The sequence below is a fragment of the Pseudomonas sp. WAC2 genome (assembly GCF_030403525.1).
In the GTDB taxonomy this organism is placed as follows: Bacteria; Pseudomonadota; Gammaproteobacteria; order Pseudomonadales; family Pseudomonadaceae; genus Chryseomonas; species Chryseomonas luteola.
In genome coordinates this window covers 196,192-210,198 of record NZ_JAUEPD010000002.1, presented here as the reverse complement: position 1 = coordinate 210,198, position 14,007 = coordinate 196,192, and the positions used below count along the sequence as shown (strand labels likewise).

At 54.3% G+C, this 14,007-nt stretch carries 12 protein-coding genes; 5 read left to right on the top strand and 7 right to left on the bottom strand.

Going from position 1 to position 14,007, the window contains the following annotated elements; genetic code table 11:
- Window positions 1-25: 25 nt before the first annotated feature.
- A complete protein-coding gene (locus tag QWJ10_RS05045) occupies window positions 26-505 on the bottom strand; it encodes a YajQ family cyclic di-GMP-binding protein (protein ID WP_010795300.1) in 480 nt (159 codons plus the stop codon).
- Between the two features lie 160 nt (window positions 506-665).
- Between QWJ10_RS05045 and QWJ10_RS05040 the strand changes: the two genes are divergently transcribed.
- Genes QWJ10_RS05040 through QWJ10_RS05025 form a run of 4 tightly spaced genes read left to right on the top strand, consistent with a single transcriptional unit; the run spans window position 666 to window position 5,297 of the window.
- Complete coding sequence (locus QWJ10_RS05040; RefSeq protein WP_289924620.1) at window positions 666-1,580, top strand: putative 2-dehydropantoate 2-reductase; 915 nt, start codon at window positions 666-668, stop codon at window positions 1,578-1,580.
- A gap of 42 nt (window positions 1,581-1,622) precedes the next feature.
- Window positions 1,623-3,644 (top strand): HAMP domain-containing sensor histidine kinase, encoded by a 2,022-nt coding sequence (locus QWJ10_RS05035; RefSeq protein ID WP_019366764.1) that lies wholly within the window; start codon window positions 1,623-1,625, stop codon window positions 3,642-3,644.
- A 17-nt stretch (window positions 3,645-3,661) separates the two neighbouring features.
- Window positions 3,662-4,252, top strand: a complete 591-nt coding sequence (locus QWJ10_RS05030; protein ID WP_289924619.1) for a cob(I)yrinic acid a,c-diamide adenosyltransferase — start codon at window positions 3,662-3,664, stop codon at window positions 4,250-4,252.
- A complete protein-coding gene (locus tag QWJ10_RS05025) occupies window positions 4,242-5,297 on the top strand; it encodes an ion transporter (RefSeq protein WP_289924618.1) in 1,056 nt (351 codons plus the stop codon). Before QWJ10_RS05030 ends, QWJ10_RS05025 begins: the two co-directional genes overlap by 11 nt.
- Window positions 5,298-5,336: 39 nt before the next feature.
- Here the strand turns inward: QWJ10_RS05025 and QWJ10_RS05020 are convergent, their stop codons facing one another.
- The 4 genes from QWJ10_RS05020 to secA form a co-directional block, all read right to left on the bottom strand.
- A complete protein-coding gene (locus QWJ10_RS05020) occupies window positions 5,337-6,281 on the bottom strand; it encodes a Nudix family hydrolase (protein ID WP_122041939.1) in 945 nt (314 codons plus the stop codon).
- Entirely contained in the window at window positions 6,278-6,916 is a 639-nt protein-coding gene (locus tag QWJ10_RS05015; protein WP_289924617.1) for a glutathione S-transferase family protein, read from the bottom strand. Before QWJ10_RS05015 ends, QWJ10_RS05020 begins: the two co-directional genes overlap by 4 nt.
- A 91-nt stretch (window positions 6,917-7,007) precedes the next feature.
- Window positions 7,008-8,225 (bottom strand): bifunctional glutamate N-acetyltransferase/amino-acid acetyltransferase ArgJ, encoded by a 1,218-nt coding sequence (argJ, locus tag QWJ10_RS05010; protein WP_197870951.1) that lies wholly within the window; start codon window positions 8,223-8,225, stop codon window positions 7,008-7,010.
- Between the two features lie 90 nt (window positions 8,226-8,315).
- The gene (gene secA / locus QWJ10_RS05005; protein ID WP_289924616.1) at window positions 8,316-11,057 is read right to left on the bottom strand and encodes a preprotein translocase subunit SecA; all 2,742 of its coding nucleotides are present in this window, start codon (window positions 11,055-11,057) and stop codon (window positions 8,316-8,318) included.
- A gap of 205 nt (window positions 11,058-11,262) precedes the next feature.
- Here secA and QWJ10_RS05000 point away from each other — a divergent pair, with 205 nt between their 5' ends.
- Window positions 11,263-11,727 (top strand): DciA family protein, encoded by a 465-nt coding sequence (locus tag QWJ10_RS05000; protein ID WP_019366771.1) that lies wholly within the window; start codon window positions 11,263-11,265, stop codon window positions 11,725-11,727.
- A gap of 39 nt (window positions 11,728-11,766) precedes the next feature.
- Here QWJ10_RS05000 and lpxC read toward each other — a convergent pair whose 3' ends face one another.
- The gene (lpxC, locus tag QWJ10_RS04995; protein WP_019366772.1) at window positions 11,767-12,678 is read right to left on the bottom strand and encodes a UDP-3-O-acyl-N-acetylglucosamine deacetylase; all 912 of its coding nucleotides are present in this window, start codon (window positions 12,676-12,678) and stop codon (window positions 11,767-11,769) included.
- Between the two features lie 109 nt (window positions 12,679-12,787).
- A complete protein-coding gene (ftsZ, locus tag QWJ10_RS04990; RefSeq protein WP_010795311.1) occupies window positions 12,788-13,960 on the bottom strand; it encodes a cell division protein FtsZ in 1,173 nt (390 codons plus the stop codon).
- Window positions 13,961-14,007: the final 47 nt, after the last annotated feature.

Below are 14,007 nucleotides of genomic sequence, written 5' to 3'. Positions count from 1 at the left end.
CGGGACGCCAAGTCATGCAGAAGGGCTAATCACGGAAATTATTGAACTGCAGCGGCATGCCTAATTCCTGGCCGCGCAACATGGCAATGGTTTCCTGAAGCTCATCGCGCTTCTTGCCAGTCACGCGGACCTGCTCACCCTGGATTGCGGCCTGAACCTTGATCTTGCTGTCCTTGATGGTGGCAACGATTTTCTTGGCAAGCTCCTTATCGATGCCTTCACGCAGTACAACTTCCTGCTTGACACTTTTGCCAGAGGCATAAGCATCCTTAACTTCCAGACACTGCACATCGATCTTGCGCTTGGCTAAATTCATTTTCAGGATCTCCAGCATCTGCTCAAGTTGAAAATCCGCTTCCGCCGTTAGCGTGACGGTAAGCTCTTTGAACTCAAAGGAGCCCTTTCCGCGTAGGTCATAGCGGCGATCCAGTTCCTTCATGGCATTTTCAACCGCATTGGTCACTTCATGTTTATCCAGTTCGGACACTACATCAAAAGAAGGCATGTCATATCTCCATGTAGGCCAGTCGCTTGACTTGATGCGACTGGCTTGACGATCAAAAAGGGGCAGCCATTATAACGACTGTGGTCGATTACCCGGAATTCCATCCTGCCCGGACGTGAAACATGGGTTCCTTCTATTTTTGCTAACGAGGTATAGCGTCATGAGCTGGCACATTCTGGGAGCGGGAAGTCTGGGGGGGTTGTGGGCAGCGCGCTTGTTTCGCGCAGGCATCCCGGTACGCCTGATCTTCAAAGACCGCTTGCGCCTGGCCCAATACCGGTCAGCCGGTGGACTCTCCTTACGTGAGGGTAAGCAGGACAGCCTTTACCCATTGCCTGCTGAAACACCTCAAGAGACCTCCCCCATCCGACGCCTGCTGGTGGCCTGCAAGGCTTACGATGCGGAGGACGCCGTCGCAGCCGTGGCATCCCGCCTCGTTCCTGGCGCTGAAGTGGTTCTGCTGCAGAACGGCATTGGCAGCCAGGAACGCGTAGTCGCGCGCATACCGCGGGCTCGCTGCATACTTGCAAGCAGCACGGAAGGCGCCTTCCGTGAGTCCGATTTCAGCATCGTCCAGGCTGGGAAAGGCCACACTTGGCTGGGTGATCCGGCCCATCCCGATCATGTGCCGGAGTGGCTGGATGAGCTCAACGAGGCGGGCATACCGGTCCAGTGGTCAACAGAAATCATGGGGCAACTCTGGCGCAAGCTTGCCATCAACTGTGCCATCAACCCCTTAACGGTGCTCCATAAATGCCGTAATGGTGAGCTCAACGCCTACGCTGGCGAGATCAAAGCCCTCACCCTTGAACTGGGCGCGTTATTGGAGGCAGTCGGGCACGGAAACCTTGCCCCTGGCCTTCAGGAAGCGGTGCTGGCTGTAATTGATGCGACTGCCGACAACACCTCATCAATGCTTCAGGACGTTACCCATGGGCGTCGTACGGAAATCAGTTTTTTGCTTGGCCATGCACTGCAAGAGGCCCAGCGCCATGGACTCAAGCTGGGCGCCCTTGAGCAACTCCATCGGCACTTGATCGATCATCTGGAGACCCATGGATTGCCGGTAGACTAAGCGCAGGCTACCCTTTCCGATCTTATTGCAGCGATGTAAGCCATGATTCTGCGCGAGCGACTCAGAAATCTTCCGGTTGGCCAGAAGTTGTTGGCTGCGCTTCTTGTACTGTTAAGCGCTGTGTTGTTGGTAGCTAACATTACCTTCATCTCTGCAGCCTACTGGATTTCCCAGGAAAACATGACGCCCCAGGCGTTGCAAACGGTTGGCAGGCTGCTGGCAATCCCCACGCTGAGCCAAGAGGCGCTGAGCTCCAAGGAGCGGGCTGAAGCGCTTCTGCATCGACTCGACAATTACAGCCCGCTCCGCCTGGCCGCCATCTACAACCAGGACGGACATCTACTTGCCGAAATACAAAATGGCACGTTGTTAAAGCTACCTACGCATTACACAAGTCTTGAAAACTGGCGCTTGCGTGAGTTTCGTACGAATGTGCTGATCGAGCTTCCTCAAGAAGATGGCCGCTCCGGCCATTTGCTGCTGGTCGCCAGCAGCGAGTTACCCGGAGCCTTCTATACCGGAACGCTGACCGCCAGTATTGCCATTCTGGTGTTCAGTCTCCTGCTCTGGTTTGTTGTGGCCAGACAGATTCGTCTGCTGATCACTCGCCCGATCCTTCAGCTGGAAGAGCTGTCTCGCCAGGTTACCCGCGAGGAAAACTACTCGCTACGCGCTGGCAAGGGTAGCGACGACGAAATAGGTCGGCTGGCAGATGCTTTCAATACGATGCTGACCCGCATCGAGGGCCGCGAGCAACAGCTCAAACGCGCCCGTGATGACGCCCAGTCCGCAGTGCTTCAGGCTCAAACCTTGGCCGAAGAAACACGTCGCTCGAACCGGAAGCTCGAACTGGAAGTTCAGGTACGGGGCAAGATCGAGAAAAAGCTCACCGGCTTTCAAAATTACCTCAACAGCATCATCGACTCGATGCCATCGGCACTGATTGCTGTCGATGAACAATTCTATGTGACGCAGTGGAACCAGGAGGCAACCAACCTCTCAGGCACCAATCTGGATGAAGCGTTGAATCAACCTATTTTTCTGGCCTTCCCCTCAATCAAACCGTTTCTTCCCCAGCTAAGTCGCGCTGCCGAACATATGCGTGTGGAAAAAGTAGAGCGTGTCACCTGGGCGCTGATTGACGCTCCCCGACATTACACGCTGACATTTTATCCACTCATGGGCGGTGCCGGACGCGGAGTCGTCATCCGAATCGATGACATCACCCAGCGCCTGAACATGGAAGAGCTGATGGTGCAGTCCGAAAAAATGCTCTCGGTCGGTGGCTTGGCTGCGGGCATGGCGCATGAAATCAATAATCCGCTCGGTGCCATCCTGCATAACGTCCAGAATATCCGCCGCCGACTTTCGCCAGAGCTTCCCAAGAATATCGATCAGGCAGCAGAGTGCGGCGTGGGACTGGAGGATGTGAACTGCTACCTGGAGGGACGGGAAATCCCCCGTCTTCTTGATGGGATTCATCAGGCAGGAAGCCGTGCCGCCAAAATCGTCAGTCACATGCTGGCTTTCAGTCGTCGAAGCAACCGCAAGATGGTCGCCTGCGACCTGCCCTCCCTGATCGACCAAGCCATCGAAATTGCTGGCAATGATTTTGACCTGGCAGAAGGTTTCGACTTCCGCGCACTCAATATCCAGTGTGAATTTGATCCGGATCTGGGCCCCGTACCGGTTATTGCCAATGAACTTGAGCAGGTTCTCCTCAATCTGTTGAAGAACGCGGCCCAGGCCATTCATCAACGGGATGATGAAGAAGAAGGCGAAACGGGCCGTGTGGTGCTGCGTACATACCGCCGAGGAGATTGGGCAGAAATTCAGGTTGAGGACAATGGGATCGGGATTCCGGAATCAATTTGCAAGCGGATCTTCGAACCCTTCTTTACCACCAAGGAAGTGGGACAAGGGACCGGACTGGGTTTGTCCGTGTCTTATTTCATCATTACCAACAACCACAAGGGTCAAATGGAGGTCCATTCCAGACCTGGTGAAGGCACCTGCTTTACCCTGCGCTTGCCGCTCAATCAGCCGGAGGCAGGCAACAACTGATACCAAGGAGCTTGTACATGGGCTATCGCCTGTCAAAAATCTACACCCGAACCGGTGACACAGGCGAAACAGGTCTGGCAGACGGCAGCCGCGTCCGCAAGGATCATCCTCGTATCGAGGCCATTGGTGATGTGGACGAACTCAATAGCATGCTAGGCGTTCTGCTTGCAGAGCTGGAGGATCAGCAGGCTCACATCCCCGAGCTTGCCTCCGTCATTGACGTCCTGGCGCCCTGCCAGCATCGCCTGTTCGATCTGGGTGGTGAGTTGGCCATGCCAGATTATCACGCGCTGGACTACGATGAGATCGAACGACTGGAGCAGGCGATCGATACCTGGAATGAAGAGCTGGGGCCCCTGGAGAACTTCATCCTGCCCGGCGGTTCACGTGCCGTTGCGTTGGCTCATACCGCCCGCAGCATCGCTCGACGTGCCGAGCGGCGTTGCCAGACGTTAAACCTAAGCGAGCCGCTCGAGGGTGTAGGGATGGCTTATCTCAACCGCCTTTCGGACTTGCTGTTTGTTGTCGCACGCATCATTGGTAGACGTCAGGGTATTGCCGAGCGCTTGTGGAAGCCGGCTCGGAAAGCGGGACATCATGATGGCTGATCTCACCACCATTCCACCGACACGTCGCCGCGAAGGGCTCCATGCCGCCTGGGATGGATTCATTCTCGTATTGGTATGCGCCAATCTGGCGTTGATTCTGTTTGATAGCCTTTATTCGATTGGCCCGCTGAATCGTCTGGTTGAGCTGGCCAGCCCCACTGTACATGGCTGGTATGCTCATTATGTGCATGCACACTTCCAGACAATCGATCTCTGCTTTGTTGCATTTTTCATTCTGGATGTACTGCTGGGCTGGGCGATTGCCATTGCAGAGCGTTGTCATGGCAAATGGTGGTACTACCCTTTTATTCACTGGTATGACGTTCTAGGTTGCATTCCCCTGAGTGGTTTCCGCCTCTTGAGAGCCTTGCGCGTCGCCTCCCTGCTTATTCGTCTGCAACGGCTGGGCCTCATCGACATTCGTCATTGGCGCCTCTACGAGTTTCTCAATCACTACTATCAGCTCTTGATGGAGGAAATCTCCGATCGCGTCATGATCAAAATCTTCGGTGAGATACAGGAGGAGCTTCGTACGCAGGACGACTTTTCCAGCCGCGTTATCGACGATGTCATTCGACCACGCAAACAGCAGTTGATAGATGCGGTCGCCTCGCGGCTACAACGCATGATCAATGAAAGCTATGCTCATAACCAGGCTACGCTACATCGCTATGTCAGCGAATTGATCAGCTCGGCAGTAGCCGAAAACGAGGACATCAAATCCCTAAAGCGACTTCCTATGGGCGATCGCCTCGCCAAGTCTCTCGACAATACGCTTGCCGATATCGTCAATCGCCTGATCCGTGAGGCGGTTGTTGGTCTGCAGTCAAGAGACTTCAAGGCGTTGGCTAGCCGTATTGCTGATCGTAGCTTCGATGAAAGTCTGCCTCGAGGACAGACGGATCTTGATGAAGTACTGGTCGAAATCCTTGAAGTATTCAAGCAAAAGGTTATTGCTCGCCGGGCTAGCGAGCTGGGTGAACTACTGCTGCCCACCCCGCTGGCTGACTCCTCTCAGCTAACGGGGCCAGGCAGACCTCGTTAGATAGATTCCGGTGACCGTATCAGCACCGGAACTCAACATTCACTCCGCAGGCCAAAAAGCACGGATACCCGCTACCCCCTGGGCACCCGACGCCCAGGCACGGGACAAGTCAGCCGGCCCTAGGCCGCCTAGCAGGTATGCAGGATGGTTAAATGCCTTCAAAAGCGCCTCCGCGGCTTCCCATCCCAGCGTCGGCGCTCCTGGGTGAGACTCGGTAGGTTGAACAGGAGAAAGCGTTACGAAGTCCACTCCCATTTGCCTGGCAAGCTCAAGCTCCTCAGCATTATGACAAGACGCTGCCAGCCAACGGTGCTCAGGGAAAGGTCGCCCATTGTCAGCGTAACGGCGCAGTTGCTGGCTGGTTATATGCCATCCGGCAGCCGGAAAGTCACCCAACCATTCCAATGGCCCCTTGAGCATGAGCTGAGCACGGCCAGCACAGAGTCCTTGCGCATCCACTGCAAGGTCACGGTATTGAGGATCGAATGAGGCAGGCGTGCGCAGCTGAACCAGCTCGATACCTGCATCCAATGCTCTGGCAAGCCCATTAAGCAACGCCTTCGGCTCAAGATCCCCTGGCGTGATCAGATAGGTGCGTGGTAGCCGGGCAGCCTTGACGATAGGAATGTTTGCCTCGGGAAACTCATAGTCGGGCAAGTCACGTGGCCGTACCCAAGCCAACGGTTGGCCTTCGAGTCCTTTGGCCTCCCCTGCAAATGAAGTGACCTCCCATACGTCGAGTAGAACTGACTTATCCGTATAGTCATGACAAACCTGGATCAATGGACGGCAGGCCTCTACCTGAATACCTAACTCTTCGCCCAGCTCACGAGCCAGGGCGACCTGAACATCCTCGCCAGGCTCGACCTTTCCACCTGGAAACTCCCACAAACCACCCTGGTGCTGCTCCTTTGATCGCTTTGCTATCAGGATTTCACCTTGAGGATTGCGAATAACCGCTGCTGCGACGTGAACTCGACTCATGAAATAACCTCTTTCTCTTTCAATGCCTCCTCATACCAGCGTTGGAATGCAGGCCATGCGTAAATGGCATCTACATATCCATCAGCATCGGATGCAAGAGACACAGAATAACTTCTCAGGCGTGTAGCGACAGGGGCATAAAAAGCGTCAGCAATACTGGCACGACCAAACAGGAACGGCCCCTCTGCACCAAAACGCTCACGGCACTCTGCCCATAAGGAACAGATACGCTTGATGTCATTTTCAGCTTCGGCAGGTATTGTCGCGAGCCGTTGGCGGCGCTTCAGGTCCATGGGCAGGTGATTACGCAACGCTGAAAAACCGCTGTGCATTTCAGCACACAATGAACGGGCCATTGCCCGCGCGGCAGCGTCAGACGGCCACAGTCCTGCTTGCGAGTAGTTTTCGGCCATATACTCGGCAATTGCCAGAGAATCCCAAATGACGCCTTCCGGGGTTTTCAGGACAGGCACCTTACCGGTAGGAGAGTGCTGTCTAAGCCGCGCACGGCTGTCTGGTGTGTAGAGCGGAATTTGGAGCTCGTCATAGGTAGCACCGGACAGCTCCATGACCAGCCAGGCTCTCAGCGACCAAGACGAGTAATTTTTGTTACCGATAACCAGGGTAAGAGACACGCGCCTCTCCTTATCCACAATCATGCATCTATAGGAGCACAAGAGAGGCGCGTTATGAAACGATTCCTCAATAAATCGGGAATGTTTCGCGTCAGGTGCGGTATTCCGCGTTGATCTTCACGTATTCATGGGACAGATCCGTTGTCCAGATCGTCTCACTGCAATGTCCACGACCCAATTCAATACGAATGCCAATTTCCTCTTTGCTCATGACTTCAGCGCCTTGCGCCTCGGTATAGGTCGCGGCGCGACCGCCTTTTTGAGCAATACAGACATCACCAAGGAAAACATCGATCAGGCTGACATCCAACTCCGGAACGCCTGCCCGGCCAACTGCCGCCAGAATGCGTCCCCAATTGGGGTCAGAGGCAAACAATGCTGTCTTGATCAGTGGGGAATGTGCCACAGCATAGGCTACGTCCAGGCATTCCTGATGATTCTTGCCGCCGTTGACTTCCACCGTTACAAACTTGGTTGCACCCTCGCCGTCTCGAACGATGGCCTGGGCAAGCTCCATGGACACCTCGAAAATCGCTCGTTTGAGCTGTGCGAAGAGTTCGCCTTCGGCTCTATCAATCTCGGGGAGCAATGACTTGCCAGTAGCGATCAGCATGCAGCAGTCATTGGTGGAGGTATCGCCATCGATGGTGATGCGATTGAAGGATTTATTAGAAGCGTCACGCAACAAATCCTGCAGAACGGGTTGAGCCACCTTTGCGTCCGTCGCAATGTAGCCCAGCATGGTAGCCATGTTGGGACGAATCATCCCGGCGCCCTTGCTGATGCCCGTCACGGTGACGGTTTGCCCGTCAAAGGTAAACTGCCGGCTCGCCCCCTTGGGCAGGGTATCAGTCGTCATGATACCGCTGGCCGCTTGGGCCCAATTGTCTGCCTTAAGATCAGCCAGCGCTGCAGGCAGGGCAGCTTCGATCTTCTCGACAGGCAACGGCTCACCAATCACGCCTGTTGAAAACGGCAGAATGGCTGAGGCCTCCACCCCGGCCAAATCGGCAAGCGCTTGACAGGTACGTTCCGCAGCGGCCATTCCAGGTTCGCCGGTACCTGCATTGGCGTTACCTGTGTTGGTCAGCAAATAACGCACATTACCTGCAAATCGTTTACGCGCCAAAACAACCGGAGCGGCACAAAATGCATTGGTCGTAAAAACCCCAGCGACCCGCGCACCCTCTTCACAACGCATTACAACCACATCCTTGCGTCCAGGACGCTTGATGCCGGCAGATGCAATACCAAGCTCGAATCCTGGAACAGGATGTAACGTAGACAACGGGCCGAGACCAACAGCCATGAGGTTTCTCCTGTAGCTAACAATGAAACGCCGCGAGCGGCTGAGCCGGTCGCGGCGATAGGGTCATAACGTGTGCACGTCAGCCAGGCATTAGTCCAGCTTGCCGTGGCAATGCTTGTACTTTTTACCGGATCCGCACGGGCAAGGCTCGTTACGGCCTATTTTCTGCTCGTTGCGTGCAGGCTCAAGGGGTACGACCGTGTCTTCGCCCTCTTCCGGTACCTGTACCTCAGGCTGCGCAATGGAAGGCGCTTCGGCATGCTGGAATTGCATACGCTTGGCCAGCTCCTCGGCCTCATGACGCATGCGCGCCTCTTCTTCGGCAGCGTCTTCACGACGAACCTGAACGTGAGAGAGTACACGAATCGTGTCACGCTTGACGCTTTCCAGAAGTTCCTGGAACAGGTTGAAGGACTCGCGCTTGTACTCTTGCTTCGGGTTCTTTTGCGCATAGCCACGCAGGTGAATACCGTGACGCAGATGGTCCATTGTAGTCAGGTGATCTTTCCACAGATCGTCCATGACACGCAGCAGCATCTGCTTCTCGAAGCTGCGCAGAGCCTCGGCACCTGCCATCTCTTCCTTCTCGTGGTAGGCCGCGACCAGCGTTTCAAGAATTTTCTCGCGAAGTGTTTCCTCGTACAGCTTGTCGTCTTCATCCAGCCACTGCTGAATCGGTAGCTTGAGTCCGAAGTCGTTATAGATCGCTTCTTCAAGCCCTGCCACATCCCACTGCTCAGGCAAGGATTGCGGTGGAATATGGGCGCTGAATGTTTGCGCCAGCGCATCACGGCGGAACTCGTTGATCGTCTCACCCACATCCTGCGATTCCAGCAGGGTGTTACGCATGTGATAGATCACCTTACGCTGTTCATTGGCGACATCATCATATTCGAGCAGCTGCTTACGAATATCGAAGTTCCGACCTTCCACTTTGCGCTGAGCTTTCTCGATGGCATTGGTTACCATGCGGTGCTCGATGGCCTCGCCTGCTTCCATGCCCAACGCCTTCATGAAATTCTTCACGCGATCAGACGCGAAGATACGCATCAGGTTATCTTCAAGGGACAGGTAGAAACGGCTGGAGCCCGGGTCACCCTGACGGCCTGCACGACCACGCAGCTGGTTATCGATACGGCGTGATTCGTGGCGTTCAGAGGCAATCACATGCAGGCCACCCGACTCGATGACCTGCTGATGACGCTTCTGCCACTCGGCCTTTATCTGAGCGATCTGTTCTTCAGTAGGATTCTCAAGGGCTGCAACTTCAGCTTCCCAGTTACCCCCCAAGAGGATGTCTGTACCACGGCCAGCCATGTTGGTAGCAATCGTTACCATACCGGGACGCCCCGCCTGAGCAATGATCTCAGCCTCACGATCGTGGTATTTGGCGTTCAATACCTTGTGCTCAATACCTTCCTTTTGCAGCAGATGAGACAGGTATTCGGAGCTTTCAATCGACGCGGTACCTACCAGTACCGGACGACCTGCCTCCTGGCATTGCTTGACGTCAGCGATAATCGCCGCATATTTCTCTTCCTGGGTCAGATACACCAGGTCGTTGAAATCCTTACGTGCTAGCGGTCTGTGGGTTGGAATAACAATAACGTCCAGACCATAGATCTGACGGAATTCAAACGCCTCGGTGTCCGCCGTACCGGTCATTCCAGCCAGCTTGTTATACAGCCGGAAATAGTTCTGGAAGGTAGTAGAAGCCAATGTCTGGCTTTCAGCCTGGATAGGCAGACCTTCTTTCGCTTCGATCGCCTGATGCAGGCCCTCGGACAGACGACGCCCAGGCATCGTGCGGCCGGTATGCTCATCAATGAGCAGGACCTGGTTGTCCTGAACAATATATTCCACGTTACGGTGGAACAGCTTGTGTGCACGAAGCGCTGCGTAGACATGAGTGAGAAGAGAAAGATTATGCGCTGAGTACAGGCTTTCACCTTCAGACAGCAGACCGGCCTGGGTAAGCAGTTCCTCAATGAACTGATGCCCCTGCTCGGTTATTTCCACCTGACGTGTTTTTTCATCAATGGTGTAATGGCCTTCCTTCTCCTCCTCTCCCTCCACAGCCTCAACGTGCTGCTGAAGACGAGGAATGAGCTTATTGATTTGGATGTACAGCTGTGAGCTGTCTTCCGCCTGACCAGAAATAATCAGTGGCGTACGCGCCTCGTCGATAAGAATGGAGTCTACTTCGTCGACAACGGCAAAATTCAGCTCACGCTGATATTTCTCCTCGATACTGAACGCCATATTATCGCGCAGATAATCAAAGCCGAATTCATTGTTGGTGCCGTAGGTGATATCCGCTGCGTAAGCCGCACGCTTTTCCTCCGGCGGCTGGAAAGGCATGACAATGCCTACCGTCAGCCCTAGAAACTCATACAGCGGGCGCATCCAGTTCGCGTCACGGCGAGCCAGATAGTCGTTCACGGTGACTACGTGGACGCCTTTACCAGACAAGGCATTCAAATATACCGGCAGTGTTCCTACCAATGTCTTACCTTCACCGGTACGCATCTCAGCAATCTTGCCCTCGTGAAGCGTCATACCGCCGATGAGCTGGACGTCGAAATGGCGCATACCCATTACGCGCTTGCCCGCTTCGCGAGTTACAGCAAAGGCTTCAGGCAGGATATCGTCCAGTGTCTCGCCTTTAGCCAAACGCTCTTTGAACTCGAACGTCTTGGCACGCAATTGCTCGTCAGACAACCCAATAATCTGCTGTTCCAACGCATTAACGGCCTGTACGGCCTTGCTCATGCGCTTTACTTCTCGCTCGTTTTTACTTCCAAAGAGTTTCTTTAACAAAGGCGCAAACATATCGACTTGGGTCTTCCACTCGGAGAAATGGGGGGCGGCGGATCGGTGCCATCGCCCGCGCCGTCAAAAAGACAATGGGGCATTCTACTCGGAAACGCCGACGAGAAAAGGTTGACATCACTCAAAGGTAGGATTTCTAAATAGGTTTATCCGACTCATGAGGTTCATCTGTTAACATGCCAACCCCTGTCTGGAGTGCGCACACATGGTTTTTCGTCCTATTGTTGCCGTAGCGCCTGCCACCTTGCTTCGGCAGGCAAAACCCTTGAAACCATTACTGTACCAGGCAGAGCGTCTCGAACGGCTACAACGCCTAGTCGATGCACAGCTACAACCTGCAGCACGCGAGCACTGTAAAGTCGCAACCTGGCAGGACGGGTGCCTTCTGCTCATTATTACAGATGGACATTGGGCTACACGCTTGCGTTACCAGCAGCGCCGCTTGCTTCGACAACTTCAGCAGTCTTCAGAGTTTACAGCTCTTCAAAAGATACTGTTCAAGGTCAAACCCAACCCTGATCCAAAGCGAAAGCCAGGCCCGCGACGCGAGCTTTCCAATGTCGCTGCAGAAAGCCTGCTATCCACGGCTGAAGGTATCTCAGACCCTTCACTGCGCGCCGCGCTTGAGCGACTGGCCAGTAGAGCGCAGCCGAAAAAGACAGAAGAATAAAAAAGCCACCTTTAAGGTGGCTTTTTTAACACGCGTTCCTTACACCGCAGCAGCTGGCCGCATGTAAGAAATAGGGGCATCGCTAGAGCCTTCGAACGTTACAACTTCCCACGCATCCGGCTGAGCAATTAATGCACGTAGCAAGCGGTTGTTCATGGCATGCCCGGACTTATAGCCCCGGTACTCGCCAATCAAGCTTTTGCCTAGCAGATAAAGATCGCCAATGGCGTCTAATATCTTATGTTTTACAAACTCATCCTCATAACGAAGACCGTCTTCGTTGAGTACACCGTGCTCATCAACAACAATAGCGTTTTCAACGCTTCCGCCCAGAGCCAGGTTATGAGAGCGTAGGAATTCCAGATCTCGCATAAAGCCAAAGGTACGAGCCCGGCTGACTTCCTTGAGGAAGGAGGTGCTGGAAAAATCTACGGAAGCTTTCTGAGTACGACCGCTGACCACTGGATGGTCGAAATCGATCTCAAAGCTGACCTTGAACCCGTCAAACGGTACAAACGTCGCACGCTTATCGCCGTCTACGACGTTGACTTCACGCTTGATACGAATGAACTGCTTTGCAGATTCCTGTTCTTCAATGCCAGCGGACTGGATCAAGAACACGAACGGACCGGCGCTTCCATCCATAATTGGAACTTCAGCGGCGGACAGTTCTACATACGCATTGTCGATGCCCAGACCTGCCAGTGCAGACAACAAATGCTCCACAGTGCCGACCTTGACACCACCTTGAATGAGATTGGTCGACATCGTGGTTTCGCCTACATACTCGGCCCAGGCGCGGATTTCCACGACCGGGTCCAGATCAATGCGGCGAAACACGATTCCGGTGTCTACGGGCGCTGGCTTCAGAGTGAGATATACCTTCTCCCCCGAATGCAGGCCAACGCCTGTAGCGCGAATAGTGTTCTTTAATGTGCGTTGTCTAATCATGACAGTTGCCGTTCATCGCTGATCGCGAATAGTTGTCAATAATGGGTCGATCATAACAGAACGACCCATTAATTCCCACCAATCACACAGATTGCATCGATTAATCTATTCAATCAGCCTGACGACGCAAGAACGCCGGAATATCAAGATAATCCAGATCATCGTTTGGATTCATCTTGGCTGCAGCAGCAGAGCTTGTATGGTTCTGGCTACGCATGACTGTCGGGCGATCCAGATCACGATAATTGACGGCAGCATGCTCCTGACGCGGCGCAACGTTAGCCTGCTGAGTAGAGTTATCGACCACCTTGACCGGCTTTTCAAGACGGGCACCCAGACCGGTAGCAACCACAGTAACGTGGAGCTCATCACGCATTTCCGGGTCGATTACTGCGCCAACCTTGACGGTTGCATGCTCAGAAGCGAAGTCCTCAATGATCTCGCCCACTGCGGCGTACTCACCCAGGGATAGATCCAGACCTGCAGTGATGTTGACCAGAATACCGCGAGCCCCATGTAGGTTGACGTCTTCCAGGAGTGGATTACGGATAGCGGCCTCAGTCGCTTCACGTGCACGGTTCGGGCCGCTGGCATGACCAGTTCCCATCATGGCCATACCCATCTCACCCATAACCGTCTTGACGTCAGCAAAGTCAACGTTCATCAAGCCAGGACGCTGCATGATGTCCGAGATACCACGAACTGCGCCAGCCAATACATCGTCAGCCTTGGCGAAAGCGGCCAGCAGACTGGCATCCTTGCCGAGAATGGTCAGCAGTTTCTCATTGGGGATGGTAATGAGAGAGTCGACGCATTCGGAAAGAGAGCGAATACCCTCATCAGCCACCTGCATGCGCTTGCGACCTTCAAAGGGGAACGGGCGAGTTACCACGGCGACGGTGAGGATACCCATCTCCTTGGCAACTTCAGCAATAATCGGGGCGGCACCCGTACCTGTACCACCACCCATACCGGTAGTGATGAAAACCATATCGGCGCCTTCCAGAACTTCCGCGATACGCTCGCGATCCTCCATGGCTGCCTGACGGCCAATCTCAGGGTTCGTACCTGCGCCCAAGCCCTTCGTTACCCCTGGGCCAAGTTGCAGCACTGTACGAGAGCTCACATTTTTTAGCGCCTGGGCATCCGTGTTGGCACAAATGAATTCGACGCCTTCCACGCCGCTCTTCACCATGTGGTTAACGGCGTTACCGCCACCACCGCCTACACCGATGACCTTAATGACTGCGCTCTGTGGAATATTGTCTACGAGCTCAAACATAATCCCCTCTCTTCCTCTCGGTTTTCGCCTACTGCTGCCGCGATTGA